This window comes from Verrucomicrobiia bacterium, from assembly GCA_035765895.1.
Taxonomy (GTDB): Bacteria; Verrucomicrobiota; Verrucomicrobiia; order Limisphaerales; family DSYF01; genus DSYF01.
The window spans coordinates 68,423-93,448 of record DASTWL010000089.1; the positions used below are offsets into that span (position 1 = coordinate 68,423).

Consider the following 25,026-nt stretch of genomic DNA (forward strand, 5'->3'; position numbering starts at 1 on the left):
TTAGGATTGCCTGCGCCGGCCAAGGGAAACCAACGCGAGACCAAAAGCCAATCCACAAAAAGTGCCGGTGCTCAGCCAGATCCACGCCGCGCCCAGGTCCGGCACTTCCGCAATCCAGTTCAGTTCATGCGCCAGCAGCAGGACGACCTTGGCCAGCCCAAACAGGCCGACGCCGAGGATGGCGCCCGCAAACGTGAAGGCGCCAAGCAAGGCCCGCTCCGGGCGGCGTCGGGGTGAGTTGAGCGGAGGAGTTGGCATTCAGCGTAAATCCGGAAGCAGATTGAGCGTGGCGAGCGTCGTGTATTCGCTGCCACCCGGACCCAGGCGGCTCTGAATCAATTCCACCACGCCCGCACGCCATTCGCCAAAGCGACGCGTGGCAGCGCCTTCAACGAACCGCGCCAACCGTTCCGCGTCGGCGCGCCGGATTTGCTTGGGACGCGCCAGCGTCACATGACCAACGAAGCGCGCGTCCGCCGGCTTTTCCGCGAACGGCGCAACCGCAATCTCCACCGCCTGAACAAGGTGGTTTAATTGTTCGTCGGCAGCGTGAACCCAGGCCCAGACCACGCGCGGGAAACGCAGGTCGGGAAAACAGCCGAGGCGTTCGCACATCAGATTCAGTTCGCCCTGCTCGCGCAACCCGGCGCGCAGACGTTGTTCCAGTTCCGGCACGCGCGCGGCGTTCACGGCGCCGAGAAAACGCAACGTGAGATGCAGGCCGCCCGGCTTCACCCACGCCGTCGAGTGGGGCGGCAACACGTCCCGCAATTCCCGCTGCACCGCGATCAACTGCGTCACCAGTTCCGCGGGCAGCGGCAGCGCGACAAACAGGCGAAGGCTTGGCACAGCGTCCATGACGCGATTCGGGATCGACCGGCTTTACGGCAACGGCTCGCCCCGCGCGGCGACGAAGAGCCGATACCATTCTTCGCGGGTCAATTCCAGGTCCGCCGCCTTCGCGGCTTCGCGGATGCGCCCGGGGTTGGCCGAACCCACGATCGGCACGATTCCGCTGGGATGTTTCATCAGCCAGGCAAGGGCGATAACCGTCCGGCTGACGCCGCGCGCCGTGGCAATTTCCTCCAACACCGGCAGCAACGTGTCCAGCTTGTAGGCGCGCTGCGCGGGCAGCAGTTTGGTCGCCCCGTCACCGATCAATCCGCCCGCCAGCGGACTCCAGGCCAGCGGCGTCATCTGCTCGGCGAGGCACTGGTCCAGCGCGCCATCCGTGAACGGCGCCAGCCGGGCGAGACTGATTTCCAACTGGTGCGTGACCACCGGCTGGCGGCAGAACTTGAGCAGCGCGGCGACGAAGGTCGGGCGGAAATTGCTCAGGCCGAACCAGCGCACCTTGCCGGCGCGATGCAACCGGTCAAACGTGGCCGCAATTTCCGCCGGATCGCCCAGGAAGTCCTCGCGATGGATCATGTAGAGGTCCACCGTTTCCAGCCCCAGCCGGCGCAAGGAGGCTTCGCACGCGCGTTCAAGATGTTCCGCTGAAGAATCGTAGCGGTGGGGGGAATCGGGATTCGGTTCGCCCGGCCGGCAGATGCCGCCCTTCGTCGCCACGATCACGCGCTCGCGCATCCCCGACGCTTCGCGGAGTGCCTGACCAAGAATTCGCTCGCACACGCCACCGGTGTAAATGTCGGCGTTGTCGAAAAACGTGAAGCCCGCGTCGTAGGCGGCGTGGATGGCGCGCCGTCCGGCGGCCTCGACGTCGGGGGTGACTTCGCCAGGGCTCCACGTGCCGGCCACGCGCCAGCAACCGTAGGCCAGCGCGCTCGGGCACAGACCGCTTTTGCCAAGTTCAATGGTTTTCATGTTCGCCGCCCGCAAGGGTAAGCGGGACGGGGCCGCCGTGAAAACCATGAAACGCATGCGCTTGGCGGGCTTGTCAACCGCCGCCGTTCTCCGCCAGCATGCGGGCGTGAGCGACGTCCCCGCCCCTGCCCCCGACGATCTCGCGGTCCCGCTGTGCGTGGACCTCGACGGCACCCTGCTCAACACGGACATGCTGTGGGAGTCGTTGAAGGACGTGGCGCGGCGGCGCCCGTGGGTGTTGCTGCTCGTGCCGGTGTGGTTTGTGCAGGGACGCGCGCGCTTGAAACGCAGACTCGCCGCCCGGGCCCGGGTGGATCTCGCCACGCTGCCGTTCCATCACGGATTCGTGGCATTTTTGCGGGCGGAAAAGGCGCGCGGGCGCCGGCTCGTTCTGGCCACGGCTTCCGACCAGGCATTGGCCGAGCGCATTGCGGAGCGGTTCGGCCTGTTCGCAGAGGTGTTGGGCAGCGATGGCCGGCGGAATCTGCGTGGCCGCGCCAAGGCGGCGGTGCTCACCGAACGCTTCGGTTTGAGGGGGTTTGATTACGCGGGCAACTCGGCGATGGACCTGAATGTGTGGGTCGCGGCGCGCCAGGCCATCGTGGTAAACGCCTCCGCGGAACTCCTCGCACAAGCGCGACAGCGGGCCACGGTCGCACGGGTGTTCCCCGAAGAACCGGGCAACCCCTGCCGCACGCCCTGGTAAATTCCCACCCTTGCGCGCGGCCAGTTCCGGTTCAGGAAACGCTCAACGGTGTTCCAGATGGACCGGCTGCCCCCCCTCAAAGCGGACCTGCCAGAACTTTCCCTTCCGTTCGCCGACCATGACAAAGTCCAGCGCAAACGCATCGCCCGCCGTCTGCCCCAGCAGATTGAGCGCGGCGAACCGCAGCCGGCCACGCCACAGGCTGGGGTTCAGGCGCGCCGCAAAGTCGAGCCCGGATTCCACCTTGGCCTCCAGGCCGGACAGCAAACTGCGCGCGAACGCCACCCGGGTGGAACTGGGATGATACTTCGCCCCGGGCAGGAAAACCTTGACGTGATAATTGCGGAACGCGAATTCACCGCACCATTCACCGTCGGTTTCGCTGACCAGCACCCCCAGCAGGCCGTCGCGATATTCCGGGGCCGGTTCCGGGGCCGTGAAGCGTTTGAGAATGCCAAGCATGCATGGGTTGATGCTAATCCCGTTCCATTCTCAATGGAGAATGGGATGCCCATGCGGTTGCCGGACCAGCACCGCATCCAGGTCCAGGTAAAAATCCAGCCGCTGCTGGGTTTCCGACTCGTCAATGTGCCGCGCCATGATGAGATAGGTGGCGTAGTGATTGCCCTCGGATTCGACCAGACTTGCATAAAATCTGGACAATCCGGGGTCCGTCTGCTCCAGCGCCGCCGCGAGCACTTGAAACTTCTCGCAGCTGCGCCCCTCGATCAACGCCGCACAAATCAAATGATCGATGGCCTGATGCCGGCTGCCGTTGCGCACCGCCCGCATCAACCCACTGATCCACGGACTCGGATGGGTGTTGTGAAACGGAATCCCGCGTTCGCGCAACAGCCCGAGCACCAGTTCGAAGTGCTGCAGCTCCTCGATCGCAATCGCGTTCAGTTCATGCACGCGATCATGCAGGTCGGGATACTTCTCAAGATTGAGCGCGGAGGTGGCCGCTTTGCGCTCGAGCTGCGCGTGGTCCACCAGCACCGCCGGCAGATGCGCCAGCATGCGTGGCAGCCAGTCGGCGGGAATTTTTTCGCGAAAGAGGAGCATGACAGCAAAAGCAAACTCCGGCGTAGCGCGGAACAAACCGTCAGCCGGCGTAACCCGCCATCGCAGCGAGCATGTCCTGCACGGCCTGCGTCAAGCCGGTGAACACCGCGCGGCTCACGATGCTGTGGCCGATGTTCAATTCGACGAGGTGCGGCACCTGTTTGAGCACGGCGAGGTTCTCGTAATTCAGGCCGTGGCCGGCGTTCACCCGCAGCCCGGCGGCCTGCGCCTCGCGCGCCGCGGTGATCAGGCGGCGCAATTCCCTATCCCGCGCCGCGGCGTCGCCGAAATGCTCGGCAAACTGGCCGGTGTGCAATTCGACAAATTGCGCGCCGATTTTGGCCGCGGCCGCCACTTGCGCCACGTCGGGCGCGATGAACAGGCTGACCTCGATGCCGGCGTCGTTCATGCGGCGCCGCGTCTCGGTCAACGAATACAAATGCCCCACCGCATCCAACCCGCCTTCGGTGGTGACCTCCTGCCGGCGCTCGGGGACGATGCAGACGATGTCCGGCTTCAGCCCCAGCGCGAGGTTGACGATTTCGGGCGCGTTGGCCATTTCCAGATTGAACCGGGTCCGAATCACTTCGCGGAGCTTGCGGACGTCGCGATCCTGGATGTGCCGCCGGTCCTCGCGCAAATGCGCGGTGATGCCGTGTGCGCCGGCGGCTTCGCATTGCCGCGCCGCCGCCACCGGATCGGGCTCGCCAGCCACCCGCCCGCGGTAGCGCGCTTCGCGCACCGTCGCCACATGGTCAATGTTGACACCCAGCTTCAGCATGAGCGGCGTTGGTCTGCCATAATGCGCGTGCGGCGTCACGCGGGAAGTTCACCGCAGCAAGGCTTGGGACGGCATGCCGGCACCGGCCGGGCGAACGTCATCTTTATCCCGGGCGCCGCGCCGAGGATAATTTCTGCAAACTAGACCAAGATGCCCCTTGCTTCGGGGGCGCGCACTCTGATAGGTTCTGCGTCCCGGAACGCGGGGTGGAGCAGCCCGGTAGCTCGTCAGGCTCATAACCTGAAGGTCCTAGGTTCAAATCCTAGCCCCGCAACCAATTTCAAACGGCCCTGAAATCGTTTTCAGGGCCGTTTTTTTATTGGTTATTGGCTCTTCCCGTCACGGGCTCCATCGTTACTTCAACGGCCCCGGCCATTTGACGCGGGCCTTTGCGATCGGGAAAGCAAACACGCATCATTTTTGCGCCAGAATGGAGCGCAGCCAGTCGGCCACGGCGCCGGGCCAGGCGCGTGCGTCCTTTTCGCAGCGCAACCCGTAGCCGTGCCCGCCCGTGGCGTAGAGCACGAATTGGTTGGGAACCTGCGCCGCGTCCAGCGCCGCGTGATACAGCTTGCTGCCGGCAACAAACGTCGGGTCGTCCTCGTTATGGATGATCAACGTGGGCGGAATGTCTGCGGAAAGATTCAGGTCGGGGGACAGGTGACCCGCGCCATCGTCCAGGTAAGCCGGGTAAACCAGCACGGTAAAGTCGGGCCGGCAACTTTGCTCGTCCACCGCGTCAATGACCGGATAGCGGCGCGCACCAAATTGCGTGCTGGCCCTCGCAGCGAGGTTTCCGCCCGCGGAAAAACCAATGACGCCAAGCCGCCGGGGATCAATGTTCCACTCCGCCGCGCGCGCCCGGGCGAGGCTCAAGGCGCGCTGGACATCCTGCAGCGCGCCTTCCCGGTTGTGGGGAACACGGTATTTCAAAACCAGCGCGCCCATGCCCAGCGAGTTCAACCAGCTCGCGATCTCGGTGCCCTCCTTGTCCATCACCACATACTTATACGCGCCGCCGGGGCAGACAATGAGCGTCGGCGAATGCGGCCGTGGTCCAGGAAAAACCGTCAACGTGGGGTGGCTCACGTTGGTGATGCGCCGGGCATCGGTTTTTTCCGGCGAGAAAAACGACTCCGGTTCCCCCGCCCCGCGACCGGGCATCCGGCCCGCCGGCCAGACCTCGACCACGGCCACCACGGATGCGAGTTGCGATTGATCATCGAGCAGGTGTCGCATCGCCGCGGCATAACGTTCACCAAGCGCCTTGGCGGCCGCGGCGGAGAAATGCAGATGGTCCCCCTTGTCGCCCAGCCCGGCTGAATCGGCGTAGCCCAAGTCGTCCAGCACCGTGGGAACGTGCTGGAGGGCGGCGCGCACGACGGGCGCATACGGATGTTCTTTCGGGCTCAGAAATTCTCCCAACTGTCCGACCACAATGGGCAGATGCGGTTGGTCCAAATCCGCCCGCAGGTCCTTGAACATCTGCGTCAGCCGCGCCTCATAGGTTTTCGCGTTTTCCTCCTGATCGCTGTCCGATTCGCCCTGATGCCAGAGCACGCCCTTGATGACACCCGATTGCGCCGCACTTCGGGCCAGCGTCAGTGCTCGCTCGTATAGATCGCCGCCTTTGACCCAACGGCGGAGGGCCGTGCCGCCCACCGCACACGGCACGAGGCCGATGGTGAGGTTCGTGTCAGCGGCGAGCATTTTGAGCGCGAACGGAATCCCCGGTCCGGCACCGGGCTGGATGCGCCCGCGTTGGGGAAAAATTGGATCGTGTGCGACCACCCACCGCCCCCGCTCATCGAGCGCAAGGACGCGAGGATTATCTAACTGCGACGCCAGCGCGCGGGTGTCCCGGCCGGCCATGTTCGACTGGCCCATCAACAGGTAGATGTGAAAGTGCTCCCGGGCCGGCGGCGTAACCACCGCACGGGCGGCATGGTTCGTCCCGGACGGCTCCGCGCACAACGAAGCGCAGCAAACAACGGCAAGCAAGCCGATGGCAAATGAACAGGTTCTCATGAATGCAGTGGTAAACGGACCGCCGGGCTTTGGCCCCGGCCGGCGCAAATGCGACGCGTGGTTTGCATCAGGCCACGACTCATTGAAGCCCGTTGCGGCCGGCGCTTTCATCCGGCGCCTCCGCCGACACCTGAACCACCGCGGGATTCAAACCAGAACGGGACGCCGTCAAAGTAATCACGCCCGGCGTCAGCGTGGAACGGATGGCGACGCGATTGATGCCGCATTCGGTGTCGAGCCAGAGGTGGTTCACAGAATTGGTTTTGCCGCTGTTGTAACCGCCGCGCCAGATCGCCGGACCAACGAGTTTAAAATCCACCCGCGCCTCGTCGGTCGGACAACGGCAGCCCTGCGCATCCACAACCTCCACGTCGAAGAACGCAACATCGGAGCCGTCCGCGCGCAGGCCCGCCGGCGAAACGTGCGGGGTGAGCTGCAGCCGCTGCGGCGCGCCGGCGGTTTCGATTTCGTCCCGCGCGACAATCTTTCCACCCGCCTTCGCCACGGCAGCAATTTGGCCGGGCGCGAATTTAACGTTCGGAAACGCGTAGATAAAGCCGGTGTTGCCCAGGTTCTTGTCACGCCCCCCGAACGTGTCGGTAAACTCGCATGCGCGGTTGGTGGTGCCGACGCTCCGGCCATTGACGAACAGTTCGACCGCGTCGCAATGGTTGGCGGCCACGTAAACCGTCTTCACAGTATTCATCGGATAATTCCAGTGGCCGATAAGGTGAATATCGGGCACGGGACTTTGCATCACACGATACACATAATACGCCTGCTTGGGGAGGCGCACGGCATCCACCTTGCCGCTGACGCGGCAGACTTCGCTGCTCTCCTGCCGACCGTCGGCGTTCGCATCCGACCAATAGATCGAGGCGTAGCCCGACCACCTGGCGTGCGCGGGGTCTGCGTTCGTGATGATGTTCCTCACGTAATCGTGATAACGCACCGCCGCGGCCAGGCAGAACGTTTCCGAGTTCCAGTGATAGGTGTCATCCGGGCCCGGTTTGAAGCCGAAATGCGGCGGTGAAAAATCATCCCAGAAACGGCGCGCCGCCTCGTCACGAAAATCCTCGGCCTCGAGCAACGGCGCACGGTCCCGCCGCTGGGCGCTGTAGGCACGGAACATGTCGGCCGGCCCGGTCAGCGCGTCGGTGCGCGGATCCTGGCCCACCATCACGCCATAGTATTCGGCCACCGGCGTCAGCACGGTGTTGGCAGCGTTGTCGCTGTTGCCGCGATAGCCCATCACGCGGCCGCCGTCCGGATCAAACTGCCGCCGCAACGCCACCATTTCCGCCATGTGCTCCGGCGTGATGACGTTGTTGCCCGCCTCCCAGAAAAGAATGCTCGGCGCGTTGCGGAAATAGATGATCGCATTGCGCATCACCTCCGTGCGTTGTTCCCACTGGCGCCCGGTCACGTCCTTCTCCTTGTCGCCGGCCGGGCACACCTCAATGATCCCGGCCCGGTCGCACGCGCGCACGTCCACGGGCTGCGGCGCAATGTGCATCCAGCGAAGGTAATTGGCGTGCGTGCTGCGAATAAGCTGCGCGTCGAAGTCGTGCATCCAGTCCGGGTAGGCTTGCCCAAGCCCGGCCCAACTGTTGGCGGAGCGCTGCGCATAACCGGTGAGCCAGACAAACTGGTCGTTCAGATAAACCCCGCCCGTGCCGGCGCCGCCCTTGAATTCCGTCTTGCGAAAGCCAGTCCGCGTTTTGCACACATCCACCGTTTTTCCAGCCACGGTCAGAATCGTATAAACGTCGTAAAGGTTCGGCGACGTGTCGCTCCAGAACTTCGCACCCGTCAGCCGGCCGCCGGCCTTGAACACATCCTTTTCGCCGTCCACCAAGTCGGACGTGCCCCCCGCGAACCGCGCGCACACGTTGCCCTGCGCATCCACCACCACCGCCGTGAGCATGATGGCCTGCGAATCGCCGGACTCGTTGGACACATGCGATTCGACGGTGACATCGCATGTCTGGTTCCGGATGTCGAAGTTCGCGGCGTGAATGTAAATGCCGGTTGTCTTGAGATTTTCGTAAAGGGGCAGCGTTTGATAGACACCGCCGGTGAGATGCAGCCACAGGTCACGGTTCAGACCGCCGTAATTTGGATTGAACGCGCGGCCCATCCACTCGAAACCGGTATCCGTCCCCTCTTCCCGGTAATCATCGCGGTTGTCCACCTTCACCGCGATGACGTTCCCGTCGCGGCCGAAGTGGACGAAGCCCGTCAGGTCGAGTCCGAACGGCGTCACGCCGTTTTCGGATTGGCCGGCGAATTTGCCGTTCACCCAGAAACGCCCGGCCTGCTTGAGTCCTTCGCATTCGAGGAACACCTTGCCCCGCTGCGCGCCGGTCGGCAGCGTGAAATGCTTCCGATACCACACGACGCCCGCGAAGGTCCGCCGGTCGCCGCCACTGTGGCTGATGAGGTGCGCGTAAGCATCCACGTCGTTGTAAGTGTGCGGCGCGGAAACGTCCTCCCACCGGGAATCATCAAAATCGACGCGCGCCGCGTTCGTCAGGTCACCTTTGAAAAATTTCCAGCCGCGGTTGAAGCTGACGACGACGCGTGGTGAGGCCGGGGGAACGAAGGGGGGCGCTGCGCTCGCCGCGACGGTGACACAAAACGAGAGGGCCAGCAACCAGCCCCGGAACGCAGCCAGACCAAACCCGGGCCGCAACGGCTCCGCGCCTCGCAAAGTCATTGGGCGTAGATTGAGCACAAGGATTGACACGACCGCAGCTGGATTTCACTCCCGGATCACTCCCGAGCAGTAGCTCCAAGCCGTGCGCGGGAAGCATAAGTCGGCGGCCGGGCCGTGACCAGCGACATCGCCGGCCGCTGGCGGCTTCGCTTCAAACGTGAAAACCCGCGATGAGATGGGGACAAGCTGTCATTAAAGCCCGCCGGGCCGGCGGCTTTGTGAGCTGGGAAAAATTGACGAGCGAGTTTGAACCGGCCCCAAGTTCACTGACGGACCAACGTGCCGCGAGCGAACGAGGAGTGCTGCCGGTGGGCAATGTGTTCCCCCTGATGGCGCAGGAACTCGAGCCCAGCCCGCGTTTCAAGACCACTGCCATCCGAAGCACTGGTTCACCGTTCGGCCGCCAGCACGCCCGCTTCCGCCGCAAATGCCGCGTAGCTGTGCGGCAGCAAACGCACTTTGAAGATTGTCTGCGCGGCGTTTGAACGTCTGCGGCGATGGTCGCCCGCCGGTTGCACGGCGCCGATGAGTTCGCCCGTGGCGAGGTTGCGCAGCCGGGTGAACTTGCCCGCCACTGCGATGGTCACCTCAACCGGCTCGGAGCGAAAAGACTGCGCGATGAAGGTGTTATTGTCGTAGGCGAACAACGCGATCTGGCTTGGGCCATCCACCCGCACCGGGAAACCGGCCATGAGGTAATTCTTCAGTTCGGTTGTCACGTCCGGCGGCAGGCGGTAGAGGTCGTTGAAGTTGTCAGGCATGGTCCAGACGTAAAGCACGCCTTTGCCGTAGCGTTCCATCAGCAGCAGTGGATACCCGCGGCCATTGGCCAGCGCGCGAATGACCGGCCAGGCGTCGTTCGTGAGGAAGCGAATGTCTGGGAAAAGAATGTCGCCGTCGGCCGGGCTCCCGAGGCTGGCCCCGTCGCCCGCGCCAAAGCCGCCCAGAAACTCGCGCGCGGAAATCTTCCGGTCCGTGTAGCGCAGTTCCACGATGTCCTCGATCCCCTTCCCTTGCAGCGCGCGCAGGAGGCCGGAGGTGATCACGACCGTCTTGCCGGCGCGCAACCGGCCTTTGATCTGTGCGACAACGTCCGGATCAAAACTCGCGGACTCCGTCAACAGCACGGTATCCGCGTTGGTCGGGAATGTCGGCTGCAGATTAATCGGAATGCCGATCATGCCAAAATAGTTATGCAGGAAATCCTCGCCCACGGCGTGCGGCGGACGATAGCTGGCAATGCCGATGGGGTCGCCGAGCTTGCCCAGCAACGCGTCCACCTGTTCCAACGAGTAACCCGCGACGCGCGCGATGGTCGGAGCCGCGGCAGACGCGGAAAGATCGTTCCCTGATTTCATCACCTCATCGAGGTTGAAACTGGTTGGCAATTTCTCCCACGCCGAGCGGTCGCCCGGAACGATGGGCTGCGTCATGGCCGACCATTCGAACAGCGTGATTTCGGGCGCCTTCGCGAACAGCGTGTCCCAAAGTTGTTCGGCATAACGATCAATGTAGCGGATGCTGTAAGTGTCCACCCAGCCACCGCCGTTGCGGCCGGGCTTGATGTTCTCAAAGTAACGAAAGATCTGGTAGCTCTCGTATTGCTGGAGATTCTGGTCCGTGATTTCCGGGTCGCGCGTCTCCGTGCCGGTGTAAATGCCGTCGAAAAGTTTCGGCTCCTTGTCGAGGTCGTAGCCGGAGCCCGCGAAATGTTCATACCAGTTCGGGAACTTGATCACCATCTTCACCTTCGGATTCACCGCGCGCGCCGGCTTGAGCAACAGGTTCTCGGCCGCGTCGTTCATCAGGTCGAGACGGAATTGCGTCCAGCTCCGGTCGCCCTTCGCGGCAAGGTCGGAATCGAACTTCGTCGTGACGAAAAAGAAATCATCCTGAATCACCTCGTCAAAATGCCCGGCCGCGCGCTCGACGGCCCGCTGGATGAAGGCGCGATCTTCCGGGTCCGTGTAGCAGAATGACCGGAACTGTCCGGCACCGCCGTCGGACAACGCCATGCCGCCCGCGACCTGAACGCCGCGCTGGGTGAAGAACGATTTCACCTGCTCGATCAATTCGTCGCTCGCCAGCGTGCGGTCACGCTGCACTTCCAGGTAAACCTTGTCCACCTTGAGTTGCGCGTGGATGCGCTCCCAATCCTCCGCCAGCTTTGCCGGATTTTGGAACCCGAGCATGACACTGACCGGGATGTAAATGGCCGTGCTGAAGTTGGTGTATTGACCGGCGCCGGCCGGCGTCGCGAAACAAACAACCGCCAGCAACAGCGTTGCACAGGCTCGGCGAAGCGACGGTGGGAAAAGTGGTTTCATGAGCAGATCAGTTTTGAGCGGGCGGACGCAGGGCCGCCGCAAGTTTAACAGCGAACGGCTGGTTTGCAGACTTCCACGCATCACCCGACTTGGTGAGCGTGACGGTCTCCAGTTGATTGTCGGCCGGCAGGCAAACCTGCCCACTGGCCGTGGTCGCCTCCTTGGCAAACACGACGAGTTCCAGCTTCGACCAGTCCATTTGCGTCGTGGACTGCGCGAGCGGCAATTGCGGGATCGCCGCGCCGTCGCGCACCATGATGACCGCGCGGACCGGGCCGGCCTCAATCTGCCGCCAGCCGCCCGTGTAGGAATTGCCGCTTTGGTAATCAATCCAGTTGCCCGGCGGCAGATACACCGCGCGGCTGCGTTCACCCTCGTGCATCAGCGGCGCGACCAGCATATCCGAGCCAAAGCAAAATTCATCATCCACCTGCCACGCGCCGGGATCGTCAGGAAATTCAAGGAACAACGCGCGCAGCATCGGGAATCCGTGTTCGGAGGATGCCTTCGCCTGCGCGTAAATGTATGGCATCAACTTGTAGCGCATTTCAACCGTGCGGCGGAATTGATCCATGAACGCCGGGCCGTATTCCCAAGGTTCCTTCGGGGCAGTCCCGTGGCAGCGTGTGTGCGAACTGAAGATGCCGAACGCGAGCCAGCGCAAATACAAATCCTCGCTCGCCCGCGCCGTGAATCCACCCACGTCATGGCTCCAGAACGTGAACCCGCTCAGGCCAAACGACAGTCCGCCGCGCAATTCTGCGGCCATGCCCTGGTCCGTGCTCTCGGCATCGCCGCCCCAATGCAACGGATACCGCTGGCTGCCGGCCCACGCGCTGCGCGCCCAGATGATGCTCTCACCGGTCGTCTTCTTCGTGATGTCCGCGACGGCTTTGTTGTAGCGCAAGGGAAACAAATTGTGTTCATAGAAACCGGAGCGGCCCGACGCAAACAAGCCATCTACGGGCGCGGCCTCGCCGAAGTCCACCTTGATCGCGCCGACACCAAGCTTGAGCAGGTTGGCCAGCTTGCCCTGATACCACGCGACGGTTTCAGGATTCGAGAAATCCAGCACCGCATCCTCGTAAGGCAGATTTCCTTTCGCGTCGCGCACGACGAGGTTCTTCTCGACGAGCTCATCGAAGAGCGTGTTCTTCGGAACGAAATACGGCAGTTGCCAGAGCGAGATGTGAAAGCCTTCGTCCTTCAGATCGCTGATCATCTTGGCCGGATCGGTGAAACGCGACTTCGAGAATTGGTAATCGCAGCGCCAGTCCTTCTCGAACCAGCCGGTGTCGAGATGCAGCACATCACAGGGAATCCTGTTCTCGCGCAGCTTGTCGGCGACCTCGCGCGTCTGTTTCTCGCTGAAATAGGTGCAACGGCTCATCCACAGCCCGAACGACCACAGCGGCGGCATCGGCGATTTGCCGGTCAGCTTCGTGTATTCATCGAGGATGTCCTTGGGCTGACCGAGGAAGACGAACAGATCCAGTTCGTCGTCGCCGATCATCAGCGAATTGATGCCGCTGAAGTAGCTGCCGAAGTCGCAGGTCACGGGCGACGAGGTGTGAATGAACATCCCGTAACCACGGCTGCTCATGAAAAACGGAATCGGCTTATACATTTCGCGCGACTGCACGCCGTTCGCGTCGTCGGTCCAAAGCACGATTTTCTGCCCGCGTTTGTCGAAGCCGGTGAAGGATTCGCCGCAACCGAAGATTTTCTCGCCGGGCGACAGCGTGAACACCGCATCCATGCTGCGCGAGTAATCCGTTGTCCGCCGCACAAACGAGAACGGCAGAATCGGCGTGTAACTCGTCTTGTTATCTTCGGCGTGATCAGTTTGCGTGAGCAGCTTGCCCGCTGCGTCGCGAATCTCGATGTGCCACGGCTTCTCGATGACCGTCACCGAACCGAATTCGCTCTTGTAACGATGGCCGTTGGGGAGCTTTTCGTATTTCCACGAGTTGTCCTTCGGCACTGGTCCGGCGAGCATGAGTTCATCGGCGGGCTTGTGAAACTGCGGCCCGCTGGTGGCGCGGATGCGAATCGTGCGCGGCGAGACGAATTCAATCGAGAACGGCAGTTCCGGATCGGCGGCGTATTCGTTGGCGGGAAACTCGTTCGGTTTCACCGGCGTGATGACGCCCAGCATGTTGTCAAACGCCTGCCGGGTTTGGTATTCCGCGCGCTGCCAGGAAATCATGCCGGACGCGGTCGCCGGGTCGAAATGAGTGACCTGATCCGCGAGGTAATAGCTGTTGGCGAAATCGCGGAAATCGCCGCTGACGTCCACAGGCTCGTTCAGCAGGCGAGGGGCAGGATTTGCGGCAAAGCCGCCAACCGTGGCGAGTAATAGCGCGACGCCGGCGCAAAGTGGCGTAACGCCCGCCCTCACCCTGCCCCTCTCCCCCAAGGAGAGGGAAAAACCTTTGTAAGCCGCAGTCCTTTCTGAAGATCGTCCGGCCAATCCCCTCGCATCTTCAGAACTGTTTTTGATTTTGTTCCTCACGATAAAATTCCTTTTCATTTCCAGGTCAGCCCGTAACCGCGTTGGAAGAGTGGCTTTGTGTCGGGATCGTCGCTGCGCAGGTGCGCGTTGCTGGCGGGCCAGAGGCGCGGCAGTTTGCCGGTGGGTTTGAAGTCGCCGAACAGGACGTCAGCTACGCCCTGCCCTTCCGTCCCCGGCAGCCATGCGGCGATGAATGCCCGGCTGTTCTCCAACGCAGGACCCAAAATCAACGGACGGCCCGAAAGCAGAAGGGTCACCACCGGCGCGCCGCCGGCCTTCGCCTTCGCAATCAACGCCACATTATCAGCGGACAGATAAAGCCCCGCACGATCGCCGTTCCCCTCCGCGTAAGGCGGTTCGCCGATGACTGCAATCACCGCATCGGCATCCTGCACATCACTCGCATCTGGCGAAAAGGTCACCTTCGTTTCCGGCGACACCCTGTTGCGAATAGCCGCAAGAATCGTCGTTCCGCCGTGCGTCACATTGCCGTGCCTGCCCTGCCAGTCCACCGTCCAGCCACCACACTGCACGCCGAGATCGTCCGCCGCCGACCCCGCCACCACGAGGTGTTTGAGGTCCTTCGCCAGCGGCAACGTGTGCTTCTCGTTCTTGAGCACCACCAGCGATTCGCGCACGCATTGGCGCGCAATCGCGCGATGTTCTGGCGAACCGATGCTCGCCCTGAGCGCCGGGTCCACTGCGGTGCTGTCGAACAATCCCATCTCGTATTTGATCCGCAGAATGCGCAGCACGGCGTCGTCAATCCGCGATAGCGGCACCTTCCCTTCCGCCACCAGCTCCTTGAGGTCCGTGATGAACTCGACGTAGCTGTTCTTTTTGCCCGGCCCGTTCGGAATCATGATCATGTCGAGCCCGGCATTGATCGAGCGTTCGATGCAATGCTTGTAGTTGTTGGTCTCGATCTGATCAATCGCCGCCCAGTCGGACACGAGGAAACCGCGAAAGCCCAGCTCTCCTTTGAGCACATCGGTCAGAAGATGTTTCTGCCCGTGCAGTTTCTCGCCGTTCCAACTGTTGTAGGAAACCATGATTGAGCCCACGCCCGCTGCGATGGCCGCGCGATACGGCGGCAAATGGACTCGGCGCAGCATCGCTTCGTCGCAGATGGTGTTGCCCTGATCATCGCCATTCACGGTTCCGCCGTCGCCGAGGAAATGTTTCGCGCACGCGAGCACAGACGATGGATCGGCGGACAGCACTTTACCCTGAAAGCCGATCGTTGCCGCCACCCCGAGTTCGGAAACCAAATTTGGCTCGTCGCCGTAGCCTTCGTAGGTGCGGCCCCAGCGCGGATCTTGCGGGACGGTGACGCACGGCGCGAAGGCCCAGCGCATCCCGGTGCCGGCGCATTCCTCCGCGGTCACATGCTCGGCCTGCTCGACCAGCTTGGGATCATGTGTCGCGCCGAGCCCGATGTGATGCGGGAAAACCGTCGCGCCATCCACGTTGTTGTGGCCGTGAACGGCGTCAATGCCGTAAAGGATCGGAATCTTGAGCCGCGTTTGCAGCGCCTGCGCCTGGAACTCATTGACGAATTTCAGCCAGTCCTGCGCCGTGTTGCCGCTGGCTGGATCAGACGAACCGCCGCTGAGAACCGAGCCGAGAAAATATTTTTTCACATCGGCCCGGTCCTTCAGCGCCGACGAATCCACCTGCACCATCTGGCCGATTTTTTCCTCGAGCGTCATCCGCGACAGCAGCGCGGCGGCGGCGGCTTCGTGTTCGGAAAACTGCGGCGCTCCGTGAGCGTTAATGGCGGAAATCAATACGACGACGGCGGCGGAGAGGAGCAAGGTTTGATTCATGGTTGGCGCAAGACGCGCAAATTTATTTTGGCGAGCATAGCGGCGCCCCTTCAGCCGGTCATGTCGTCAAAAGAAACGATGTCGGGGACCGGACCGCGGGAGTGATCGGCTTCAGACGAGCGGAAGGTGCGGATGGGATTACCAAGCGAAAGCGAACCGCAAGCATGCCCGCAGGCATCGGCCACGAGGTTGCCCGTGGTGCGCCGCGCGGCGGAAAGGCCGCGGAACTGGTGACGTGTCAGGGATGCCTTGGCGGGCGTCATTGGTCGTGCAGCGGGGCGGATTTTCGGCGGTGGGCGTGTCGTCAAAAGTAGTGATGGCGGCCCGCTGCGGGCCGGTTTCAACGGCTTGCGGCCGCATCATTAGTTTTAGCGAGATGACGGACGGCGGCGTTTCTCCTAATCGTTGACCACGCATCCACCTCTGGCATCGCCCGGCAAAGAAACGGGGCAATGCCTGCGGTGGAGCCAGTCAGTCCACACAATCAAACCAATAGATGACCGCACCTGACCGCAGACGGTGTCCGCACAACCAAACGATCCCAGCATTATGAAAACCTCCAGCAACCTCATGGCCACCGTGTCGGTGTTTGCCGCCGGGCTCGCGCTCCTCGGCAGCCCGCGCGCCAACGCCCTCCCCGTCGGACCTGATCCCACTCAGGCCATCGGAATCAATTTTGTTAACACCAACCTCAGCAGCATCCACGGCGTCGGCATTGACGACCGTCCCAACGCACTGCTGCCGTCGGAAGTGGCGGGCGCCTACCCGCAGGCCAACTGGAACAACGCCGGATCCTTCGGTGGGGGCAGCTTCGTAGTCACGAATAACTTGGGCAGTCCCGTGACGCTCACACTGAACTGGGACAGCGCTTTCTCGGATGCAACGGGCGCGGGCGCGGGTTTGGGCACGCCGGACGGCAAGCTGATGGATGGATTTCTCTCCACTTGGGGGCCGGGCACAAACACCGCCCTTGCCAATTCAGTTTACGGCTGCACGGTCAACAACAAACCGCTTGTTTACATCAAGGGGCTCCAGTCCTGGTATGGCGGCATCAGCGGCGCGGAAGGCTACGCGGTGGTGCTCTACACCAAGGGCTATAGTTACTGGCAATTGAACGAGGGCTGGGTTCAGTCCGTCAGCGGAGATCCGTTGTCCAGCACCATGGTCGAGGGCGGCAGCCTCACTCCGCATTTGTTCCGGCGGGACAACGACGCGTTTGTTGGGACCTTTGCGCCCATCACGTCCACCGATCCCAACAATCCCACCTACAACGCAAACTACATGTTCTTCAGCGGCCTCACGAATGACGCCGTGCTGCTCCGCATTCAAAGCCCGCAGCCGAATTACACTTCCAGCTTGAACGGCTTTCAACTCATCCCGGTTTACCCGGCGCCCCCAACGGCCGCCACGCCGACGTTCGCTCCCAGCGACACCATTTACGCCGGCGAAACCACGACGCTCAGCGAGGTCGCGACGGGCGACCCCTTCCACCCGCAACTTTGGTATCAGTGGCAGACGGACAACGGCAGCGGCGGCGAGCCCAACAGCGATCTCCTCAATGAAACCAACACGACTTTGAACATCGCCCCTCCGCCCACGAACACCATCCCCATCACCATCAACTATCGGGTCATCGTCACCAACATCCACGGCGCTTCGACCAGTTCCGTCGTCACCCTCAACATCAACCCGGCTGTCAAGCCCTACATCACGCAGGACACGACTCCCGGCATGGGCAATGGAGTCTCCGCGGCGTATGCCTACGCCGGCGGCAGCATCAGCTTCAAAGCCGCCTTCGGCGGACCGCAACCCATCACCTACAACTGGCAGACCAACGATGTAAATCTGGCGGGCGAAACGAACACCACCCTGACCGTGACCAATCTACAACTGTCGTCGGCCGCGAACTACCAGCTGGAGGCCGTGAATTTCATGGGCAGCACCACGAGCACGCCCACCCCGCTCGCCATCCTGGCGGCGCCCCCCGTGCCGACCGCGGACACGGCGTATCCGTATGACGTGTTCACCAACGGGCCGGTGGCCTACTGGCGTTTGAACGAGACCTTGGACAACGTCGGCAGTTCCCTTCAGACCTACGACTACAGCGGTCACAATTTGAACGGCACCTGGGGCACGGGCGGCAGTGACTATCAATCGGCGCCCCTGGCGCCGGACTTCCCCGGTTTCGAGGCCGCCAACGTGGGCGCGTATTTCGTCAAAAACGTGAGCAACTCGTTCGTCACCGTGCCGCCGCTGAACCTGAACACGAACACGGTGACCATCACCGCGTGGATCAACCCGGCCATCGCCCAAGGCGCAGGCACCGGCTTGCTCATGTGGAACAACGGCGGGAACAAGGCCGGCCTTAACTTTGGCAGCAATACGGATACGAACACCACGATGGCAGAACTCGGTTACCTGTGGAATTCCAGCAGCGAGAGTTCCGGCTTCCACTCCGGACTCTATCCCCCCGCCGGCCAATGGTCGTTCGTCGCGCTGACGATCAGGCCAACGAACAGCACGCTCTATCTCTACTACGTTGACGCGGGCATGGGCACCACCAACCTGCTCCGGGCAACACAGACTGTCAGCAATGCGCCGGCCGCCTTCAGTGGCGGGACCACCTGGCTTGGCAGCGACACTTCCATCGACCGCAATTTCTACGGCAGCATGGATGAAGTCGCCGTCTTCAACAAGGCGTTTAGCGAAGCGCAAATCCAGGACCTGTTCCTCAAGGCCATCGGCGTGTCCGCCATTGCGCCGAGCATCACCAAGCAGCCGGTCAGCGTCATCGGCCCGATGTTTCCGTGGCAGGAAGCTCAGATCACGGGCGAGGCCGGCGGCGCGCCCTCGCCCAGCGTCAAATGGCAGTGGAGCCAGCCGGGCGTTGGCGTTTTCACCGACCTCGTCAATGGTGACGGCGTGGCGGGAGCGAACGCCTCGACGCTCTTGCTGTCCGGCAACGGACTCGCGAGTTCCAAGGATTACCGCATGGTGGCTTTCAACCCTTCGGGATCCGCCACCAGCATGGTTTCCTCCATCATGCTGACCCCGGTGCCGACCAACGGCCTCTGGACCGCGCGTTATCAGTTTACAAACAGCAGTGGCTACCTGTGGTATGATGCCTACGGATCAGGCAGCTATTCCGGGCGGGGAATTCTTGGCAAGGGCAACTTCTGGAATCCGATTCCTGGCCACGGGCAGTGGAACGGAGGAAACTTCACCTCCGCTTCCGATTACGCGGATGATGGATCCACGCATTCCGGCGTCTCCTGCTACATCAACAACGCCGGCTTCTCCATTGCCGCGGCTCCCCAGGTCTATTCCGCCACGGATCGCCGGGGATTGTTGACTCAATTCGCCTACTATCTCCCGGGCGCCGGAGTCACGGTTTCAAATGCCATCGTCCTGCATGTTCCCAATGGCACTTACAACCTCGCCCTGCATGGCGACAATGCGACTTGGTCGGATCGCGGAACCCTGTTCACCGTCCATGGGGCGAATGGAGACCAAAGCGACATGACCACCAATACGACGCAGTTCAGCTACTTCGTAAATGGCGACAGCTCGGTGGTAGTCACAAATGTGCAGGTTACCAATGGGGTGTTGAACGTGGATGCCGCGCCCACGCCATCGGTGCCCAATCACGCCACCAACAGTGAATTCGCCATCAACGCCGTGGAGGTTCAACTCGTCAGCTACTCGGCCCCCACGGCCGGATTCCGCGGTTCGCCGACGAATGCATTTGTCGGCCAGAGCGTGACCTTCACAGACACGTCAAGCCCGGTCACCAACGTGTTCTGGAACTTCGGTGACGGCAACACGCTCAACGCGCCCAACGGCAACGTGACGCACGCGTATGCCGCACCCGGCTCCTACACCGTCAGCCAGACCGTCTCGGGTCCGGGAGGCTCGGCCTCCGTGACCAACACGGCCTACGTCTCGGTCGTGCCCAAACCGACGATTGGCGGCGCGGCCATGACAGCCGGCGGACTGGTTCTCAGCGGGACGACTGGAATCGAGGGCACACCATACCGGATTTTGTCCTCCACCAACGTCGCGTTGCCGCTGGCAAACTGGACCCCCGTGTGGACGAACGTGTTCGGGGCGGGCGGCACTTACAGCTATACCAATTCGCCCACGACGAACGGCGCCGCCTTCTTCATTCTCGTTTCGCCATGAGGTGACCGCGGGTGGGCGATGCCGGAAACGGCATTGGCCTGAACCGCATGCGAGCGGGGCCGGCGTCAAGCCGGCCCCGCTCTCCGAAAAAAAGTCGAGGTCATTGAGAAATGAAAAAGCACAATTCCCACAAAGAAGCGTTCACTCTGATTGAACTGCTCGTCGTCATTGCCATCATTGCGATCCTGGCCGCCATGCTCCTGCCGGCGCTGAGCCGGGCCAAGGTCAAGGCCGAGGGCATCCGCTGCGTGAACAACTCCCGCCAGTTCTTGCTCGCCTGGATGATGTATTCGAGCGACAACGATGAGAAACTCGTGCTCAACGGCGGCGGCCGGACCAACGTGGCCTGGGCGGCCGGCAACATGCAGAACCCCGCTGAAGCCAACGATCCCGCGCTCATCCGCGACGCCCTGCTCTTCCCCTACACCAAAAGCATCGAGCTCTACAAATGCTCCGGCAACAAACGGAAAAACATGCTCCGCGGCGTTTCCATGAATACGGTCATGGGCTCGTGCGACGCCTACGGCCGCTATGTCAAACCGAGCTGGTCCGGCGCCGACTGGCACTATTATGGCAAGATTACGAGCATCCAGCGCGCGGCGTTCGATTTCGTGATCATCGATGAGGATGACAACAGCATCAACGACGCCTTCATGCGGGTGGATTACGCCCCAACGCCCCAAGGATTCCGCCTCAACGACATTCCCGCGGTTTACCATGGCGGCGCCAGCGGGGTTGGCTTTGCCGACGGCCATTCCGAACTGCACAAATGGAGATCCCTCAAAGTGCCCGTCCTTGGCTGGTCAGATCCGAACGGCGGCGCACCCGGCTGGGGCTTGAAGAACACCGAGGATGCGCAATGGCTGTTGGAACACACGGGAGAGAAGTGAACGAGGGCTGATGGAGCAACCGGTTACAGGGGTTGCACGGCGCACCGGCTGCACTCGTCCCTCATGAAACCCACGTAACCAATGCGGCCAGTTACTTTTTCCCGCCGCCCACGTTTCCCACGCCCGGAAACTGCGCAAACTTCGCCACCGCCTGCGCCCGCGAACGGACGTGCAACTTCTCGTAGATGTGGCGGGTGTGCGTGTTGACCGTCGGCACGCTCAGGCGCAGCGCGTCGGCGATTTCCTTGTAGAGATAACCGCGCGCCAGCAGTTCCAAAACTTCCCGCTCGCGCGGTGAAAGATCATCCGTCTCAGACTTCTGCGTGCCCATCTGCTGGAACGCCACAACGACCTTGCGCGCGATGTTGCTCGTCATGGGCGAGCCGCCGGCATGAACATCGCGCAACGCGGAGAACAAGTCCTCGCGCAAGGTGTTCTTCAGGAGATAACCGCTCGCGCCCGCCATCAACGCACTGAAAATGTGGTCCGAATCCTCATAGACCGTCAGCATCACGAACTGCGTCGCGGGCAGTTGCAACTTGAGCCGGCGCACCCCCTCGATGCCGCTCAGACCGGGGAGATTGATGTCCATCAACGCAACCGCGGGTTTTTCCTCCGGCAGTTTGGCCAATGCCTCCTCCACGCTCGCGTGCGCGCCGACGCATTCAAAGCCCGGTTCTGAATCGATCCACTCCAGCATGATTTCGCGCGCCGGCGTGTCGTCTTCAACGATGGACACCCTGATGTTCACTTCGTCCTTTCTTTTAACTCGGCTCATTGTATCGCGATAGTCGTTAGTTCTCATGATGGCGGCGACTGCAGACGCACCGTGAACCGCACCTTGGTTCCCCGGCCCGGCGCGCTTTCGACTTCACAGTCACCGCCGACCTCGGTCATCCGCCGGCGCATGTTCGCAATGCCGTTGCCCGCGGCATAACGGCCCGGCTCCGCGCCGGACGCTGCGTGGAGGGCGGACGGATTGAACCCCTGCCCATCATCTTCAATCTCCCACGTGAACTGGTCGCTTCCAAGGCTCAACGCGATGTGCACCTCCGTCGCCGCCGCGTGTTTGAGGATGTTGTTCAGGGCTTCCTTGACGGCCAGAAACAGGTTGTGCCGCACCTCGGAGGTGAGCGCCCAGGCGGGCGGGCGCATCGGCACATCGAGCCGGCACCGCACCTGCGCCCCACGCAAATAATCCTGCGCAAACTTGCCGAGGTAATTCGCCAGGCTCTCCAGCGTGTCGTGCCGCGGGTTCACCGCCCACACGATTTCGTCCATGGCCCGGGTCAATTCGCGCGCAATGCCGAGAATCTGTCCCAGGCTCGCCACCGCCCGGGCCGGGTCCGGCCGGCTGGGTGACAACTGGCTCAACATGGTGATGCGTGTGAGACTCGCGCCGAGATCATCGTGAATGTCCCGCGCGATGCGGGCCCGCTCGCGTTCGAGCGCGCGCTGGCGTTCGAGCCGTTCAAGCTTGCGCCGCATCCGGCGACGGGTATCAAACCAGACTGCGCCGCTGGCCGCCAGCACCACCGTCAGGCCCGCCAGTGAGCGAAACCACAGCGTCTGCCAGAAATGCGGCAGCACCGTGAACGCGAGCTGCGTCCCCGGTTCGTTCCAAACCCCGTCGTTGTTGCAGGCCGTCACGTGAAAGACGTAGTCGCCGGGCGGAACAAAATTGTAGTTCACCGACCGCCGCACGCCAACTTCGGCCCCTTTTTCCTCCAGCCCCTCGAGCCAGCAACGGAAGCGCACGCGCTCAGGGGAAACAAAGCTCAAGGCGGTGTATTGAAAGTCAAACCGCTGGTGCCCGGGCGGAACCAGCAGGCGCCCGGCGCCACCCTTCGTGGCCACGCGGCCGTCCACGCGGAATTCCTCGATGACCACCGGCGGCTCCAGCCGGTTGGTTCTGACGCTGGCGGGATCGAGGACCACGAGCCCTTTGCTGGTTGGAAACCACAGCCGTCCATCCGCAGTGCGGCAGCCCGCCGGCTGCAAACCGCCCGAGCATTCCAGCGTTGGCAGGCCATCCCCCTTCCCATAGGCCAGGCAGTGCAGCTCCGAAATTTCCCCGTCCGCACAGGCGTTTAGCTCGATCTTCCCGACGCGGAAAATGCCGCCATAGGAACTCATCCAGAAGTTGCCGTCGCGGTCGTCCTCAATGTGGCAGATCACATTGTTTGGCAAGCCCTGCTCGACGCCCACGGTCGCGAACCGGCCATCCTTCAGCCGATTCAATCCGCCGCCGGAGGTTCCGATCCAGAGCGTGCCGTCCGGATCGAGGTGCAGACATTGCACAAAATCGCTCGCGAGGCCGTCCGCCTTTTTAAACTGCCGCAGTTGCCCATCCCGCAGCCGCCCCAGACCGCCGCCATACATGCCGAACCAAACCGTGCCATCCGCAGCTTCCTGCACGGAATGAACGTCGGAGAGTTCGTGACCCGGCCCGCGGCCAAACCATTCGAGGCGGTCGGATTGGCAACGCGCCAGCCCGGCGCCCGAGCCGATCCACAATCCGCCCCCCGCGGCTGGCAACAGCGCCGGAATGGGCGTGCTGATTTCGCGGAACGGTTCCACCCGTTGAAAGGCATCGCCCCGCTTCACGTATAATCCGCCGCCCCAGGTGCCCGCCCAGATGGCGCCGTCCGCGTCTTCAACGACGGACCACACGAACGGGTTGTTTGGGCCCGCGCTGTCATAACCAAAACGCGTCCACGCCCCCGAGTTCAGGTGATAAACCCCCGCGCCTTCGGTTCCGACCCATACGCTGCCATCGCGCGCGGCGGTCACGGACAGAACGGCCCGGCCCTGCCACCCGTCGGGCGGCGAAAGGGAAACGGCGTTTCCCGGCCGCAACATGTTCAGCCCCGTCCCGGTTCCCGCCCAGAGATTCCCCTCGCGATCCTCGCAGAGGCAGCGGACCCAATCGTGTGAGAGCCCGTTGGTCCGGCTGAAGTGCAGCGCCCCATCATTCGGGGAAATCAGAAACAAACCGTCGGTGGCCGTCCCCGCGGCGAGCAGGCCGTCCTTTGATTCCAAAAAGGAGACCAGCGGGTTGAAGCCCCAGGGCGCCGCGCCCAAATCCCGGGTCCAGTGCTGCCCATCCCATTTCCGGATGCGCCCCTCGCTGACCACCCACAGGCCGCCGTCGCGACTGGCGCAAATGCCCTGCACATAGCTGTTCGTGGTTTCGTCGGGAAAATCCAGCGGCTGGATCAGGCCCGAGGCCAGGACCGAAACCTTGCCGTTGCGCGCCAGCCACAGTTTGCCCCGCCGGTCACTCGCCATTTCCACCACGGCCGTGGCGCCACCCGACGGCGGCGTCAGCACCTTGCCGCCCCGCAACCGCGCCACCAGTCCCGCCGCGTTCACCAGCCAGACATCGCCCGCATCGTCCGCATTCAGCCCGATGATTTTGCCGCGCCCCCAATCCGCCGTCACCGGCACCGGCTCGAACCGGCCCGCGCGGAACCGCGTCACGTCGCCGGTCTCGTGCCCGATCCACAACGTGCCGTTCGCCTCCGCGAACAGGCTCGTGATGCGGTTGTTCTTCAGCGCCGGCGTGTTGTTGTCGTTGAACACCACAAAACGCACGCCATCGAACCGCACCAGCCCCGTGTAGGTGCCGATCCACAGATACCCGTCGCGCGTCTGGACCACGGCCGTGACGGCGTTTTGTGGCAGACCATCCTCGGCATACCATGAGCGGACAATGAAGTTTGGCGGCGTCGCCAACAGGTTGATGACGGGAAGGAGAAAGCCGAAAACGGCTCCAACCCGTCGCCACAGCGGAGCCGGGCCGCGGAACGGATTCAGGCTGGAACGACAGGGAACCACAGCCACAGTCTGCCCACCGGGTTTGACGGACGCAAGACTGCCGGAATCGGCGTCCCGTTCCAGTTGCGCGCGACTTCGTCCGCGTGGAAATTGCCTCTCTCGCCGTGCCAGTCAGTGACGCGCGGATACGGTCCGCCAACCAAAAACCCGGCCGTCTTGACGGCGACCAACACAAGCGTCGCAAGATTTGCGGGCCGGCTTCATTAATGTCGGCCGCCCACGCTCCGCGCATCGTGAATTCACACGATATGACAGTGAACAGCCAATCCGGTATGCTGCTCCTTCATCGCAACAATGCGTCCGGCTGCTGCAACACG

General features: G+C 62.7%; 17 protein-coding genes and 1 tRNA gene. 4 read left to right on the forward strand and 14 right to left on the reverse strand.

Features of this window, described 5'->3' with window-relative positions:
* From VFV96_17590 to VFV96_17600, 3 genes are read right to left on the reverse strand one after another with little or no spacing between them, the layout of a single operon-like run.
* Window positions 1-258, reverse strand: coding sequence for a hypothetical protein (locus VFV96_17590; protein ID HEU5072221.1), 258 nt, complete (start codon window positions 256-258; stop codon window positions 1-3).
* Window positions 259-858, reverse strand: coding sequence for an RNA 2',3'-cyclic phosphodiesterase (gene thpR / locus VFV96_17595; GenBank protein HEU5072222.1), 600 nt, complete (start codon window positions 856-858; stop codon window positions 259-261).
* Between the two features lie 24 nt (window positions 859-882).
* Entirely contained in the window at window positions 883-1,827 is a 945-nt protein-coding gene (locus tag VFV96_17600) for an aldo/keto reductase (GenBank protein ID HEU5072223.1), read from the reverse strand.
* Window positions 1,828-1,873: 46 nt separating this feature from the next.
* On the opposite strand from VFV96_17600, the gene VFV96_17605 reads away from it, so the two are divergent.
* Entirely contained in the window at window positions 1,874-2,533 is a 660-nt protein-coding gene (locus VFV96_17605; protein HEU5072224.1) for a haloacid dehalogenase-like hydrolase, read from the forward strand.
* A gap of 42 nt (window positions 2,534-2,575) precedes the next feature.
* Here VFV96_17605 and VFV96_17610 read toward each other — a convergent pair whose 3' ends face one another.
* The 3 genes from VFV96_17610 to VFV96_17620 are packed head-to-tail and all read right to left on the reverse strand — an operon-like array spanning window position 2,576 to window position 4,379.
* Entirely contained in the window at window positions 2,576-2,995 is a 420-nt protein-coding gene (locus VFV96_17610; GenBank protein ID HEU5072225.1) for a hypothetical protein, read from the reverse strand.
* Window positions 2,996-3,025: 30 nt separating this feature from the next.
* Window positions 3,026-3,598, reverse strand: coding sequence for a tRNA-(ms[2]io[6]A)-hydroxylase (locus VFV96_17615; protein ID HEU5072226.1), 573 nt, complete (start codon window positions 3,596-3,598; stop codon window positions 3,026-3,028).
* A 40-nt stretch (window positions 3,599-3,638) separates the two neighbouring features.
* Window positions 3,639-4,379, reverse strand: a complete 741-nt coding sequence (locus tag VFV96_17620) for a pyridoxine 5'-phosphate synthase (GenBank protein HEU5072227.1) — start codon at window positions 4,377-4,379, stop codon at window positions 3,639-3,641.
* 200 nt (window positions 4,380-4,579) lie between these two features.
* Between VFV96_17620 and VFV96_17625 the strand changes: the two genes are divergently transcribed.
* Window positions 4,580-4,656 (forward strand) — tRNA-Met (locus VFV96_17625).
* Window positions 4,657-4,793: 137 nt separating this feature from the next.
* Here VFV96_17625 and VFV96_17630 read toward each other — a convergent pair.
* The 6 genes from VFV96_17630 to VFV96_17655 all read right to left on the reverse strand — a co-directional run bounded on the left by VFV96_17630 (window position 4,794) and on the right by VFV96_17655 (window position 16,060).
* Window positions 4,794-6,407 (reverse strand): sialate O-acetylesterase, encoded by a 1,614-nt coding sequence (locus VFV96_17630; GenBank protein HEU5072228.1) that lies wholly within the window; start codon window positions 6,405-6,407, stop codon window positions 4,794-4,796.
* Window positions 6,408-6,486: 79 nt separating this feature from the next.
* Window positions 6,487-9,126, reverse strand: coding sequence for a DUF4982 domain-containing protein (locus tag VFV96_17635; GenBank protein ID HEU5072229.1), 2,640 nt, complete (start codon window positions 9,124-9,126; stop codon window positions 6,487-6,489).
* A 389-nt stretch (window positions 9,127-9,515) separates the two neighbouring features.
* Entirely contained in the window at window positions 9,516-11,453 is a 1,938-nt protein-coding gene (locus VFV96_17640) for a hypothetical protein (GenBank protein HEU5072230.1), read from the reverse strand.
* Between the two features lie 7 nt (window positions 11,454-11,460).
* Window positions 11,461-13,752, reverse strand: coding sequence for a TIM-barrel domain-containing protein (locus VFV96_17645; GenBank protein HEU5072231.1), 2,292 nt, complete (start codon window positions 13,750-13,752; stop codon window positions 11,461-11,463).
* Window positions 13,753-13,982: 230 nt separating this feature from the next.
* Window positions 13,983-15,797: a glycoside hydrolase family 3 N-terminal domain-containing protein gene (locus VFV96_17650; protein ID HEU5072232.1), complete on the reverse strand. Its 1,815-nt coding sequence runs from the start codon at window positions 15,795-15,797 to the stop codon at window positions 13,983-13,985.
* A 50-nt stretch (window positions 15,798-15,847) separates the two neighbouring features.
* Window positions 15,848-16,060: a hypothetical protein gene (locus VFV96_17655; GenBank protein HEU5072233.1), complete on the reverse strand. Its 213-nt coding sequence runs from the start codon at window positions 16,058-16,060 to the stop codon at window positions 15,848-15,850.
* Between the two features lie 286 nt (window positions 16,061-16,346).
* On the opposite strand from VFV96_17655, the gene VFV96_17660 reads away from it, so the two are divergent.
* Both VFV96_17660 and VFV96_17665 read left to right on the forward strand, forming a co-directional pair.
* Window positions 16,347-19,979 carry a LamG-like jellyroll fold domain-containing protein gene (locus tag VFV96_17660; protein HEU5072234.1) on the forward strand — a complete coding sequence of 1,211 codons (3,633 nt, stop codon included), beginning with the start codon at window positions 16,347-16,349 and terminating at the stop codon, window positions 19,977-19,979.
* 110 nt (window positions 19,980-20,089) lie between these two features.
* Complete coding sequence (locus VFV96_17665) at window positions 20,090-20,869, forward strand: prepilin-type N-terminal cleavage/methylation domain-containing protein (protein ID HEU5072235.1); 780 nt, start codon at window positions 20,090-20,092, stop codon at window positions 20,867-20,869.
* Window positions 20,870-20,960: 91 nt separating this feature from the next.
* Here the strand turns inward: VFV96_17665 and VFV96_17670 are convergent, their stop codons facing one another.
* Window positions 20,961-21,674, reverse strand: coding sequence for a response regulator transcription factor (locus tag VFV96_17670; GenBank protein HEU5072236.1), 714 nt, complete (start codon window positions 21,672-21,674; stop codon window positions 20,961-20,963).
* Entirely contained in the window at window positions 21,671-24,715 is a 3,045-nt protein-coding gene (locus VFV96_17675) for a two-component regulator propeller domain-containing protein (GenBank protein HEU5072237.1), read from the reverse strand. Before VFV96_17675 ends, VFV96_17670 begins: the two co-directional genes overlap by 4 nt.
* Window positions 24,716-25,026 lie beyond the last annotated feature (311 nt).

What these genes read in the sequence shown, in the direction of transcription:
- VFV96_17590 (HEU5072221.1), bottom strand. Translation starts at nt 258, where the DNA reads ATGCCAACTCCTCCGCTCAACTCACCCCGACGCCGCCCGGAGCGGGCC.
- thpR (HEU5072222.1), bottom strand. Translation starts at nt 858, where the DNA reads ATGGACGCTGTGCCAAGCCTTCGCCTGTTTGTCGCGCTGCCGCTGCCC.
- VFV96_17600 (HEU5072223.1), bottom strand. Translation starts at nt 1,827, where the DNA reads ATGAAAACCATTGAACTTGGCAAAAGCGGTCTGTGCCCGAGCGCGCTG.
- VFV96_17605 (HEU5072224.1), top strand. Translation starts at nt 1,874, where the DNA reads ATGAAACGCATGCGCTTGGCGGGCTTGTCAACCGCCGCCGTTCTCCGC.
- VFV96_17610 (HEU5072225.1), bottom strand. Translation starts at nt 2,995, where the DNA reads ATGCTTGGCATTCTCAAACGCTTCACGGCCCCGGAACCGGCCCCGGAA.
- VFV96_17615 (HEU5072226.1), bottom strand. Translation starts at nt 3,598, where the DNA reads ATGCTCCTCTTTCGCGAAAAAATTCCCGCCGACTGGCTGCCACGCATG.
- VFV96_17620 (HEU5072227.1), bottom strand. Translation starts at nt 4,379, where the DNA reads ATGCTGAAGCTGGGTGTCAACATTGACCATGTGGCGACGGTGCGCGAA.
- VFV96_17630 (HEU5072228.1), bottom strand. Translation starts at nt 6,407, where the DNA reads ATGAGAACCTGTTCATTTGCCATCGGCTTGCTTGCCGTTGTTTGCTGC.
- VFV96_17635 (HEU5072229.1), bottom strand. Translation starts at nt 9,126, where the DNA reads ATGACTTTGCGAGGCGCGGAGCCGTTGCGGCCCGGGTTTGGTCTGGCT.
- VFV96_17640 (HEU5072230.1), bottom strand. Translation starts at nt 11,453, where the DNA reads ATGAAACCACTTTTCCCACCGTCGCTTCGCCGAGCCTGTGCAACGCTG.
- VFV96_17650 (HEU5072232.1), bottom strand. Translation starts at nt 15,797, where the DNA reads ATGAATCAAACCTTGCTCCTCTCCGCCGCCGTCGTCGTATTGATTTCC.
- VFV96_17655 (HEU5072233.1), bottom strand. Translation starts at nt 16,060, where the DNA reads ATGACGCCCGCCAAGGCATCCCTGACACGTCACCAGTTCCGCGGCCTT.
- VFV96_17660 (HEU5072234.1), top strand. Translation starts at nt 16,347, where the DNA reads ATGAAAACCTCCAGCAACCTCATGGCCACCGTGTCGGTGTTTGCCGCC.
- VFV96_17665 (HEU5072235.1), top strand. Translation starts at nt 20,090, where the DNA reads ATGAAAAAGCACAATTCCCACAAAGAAGCGTTCACTCTGATTGAACTG.
- VFV96_17670 (HEU5072236.1), bottom strand. Translation starts at nt 21,674, where the DNA reads ATGAGAACTAACGACTATCGCGATACAATGAGCCGAGTTAAAAGAAAG.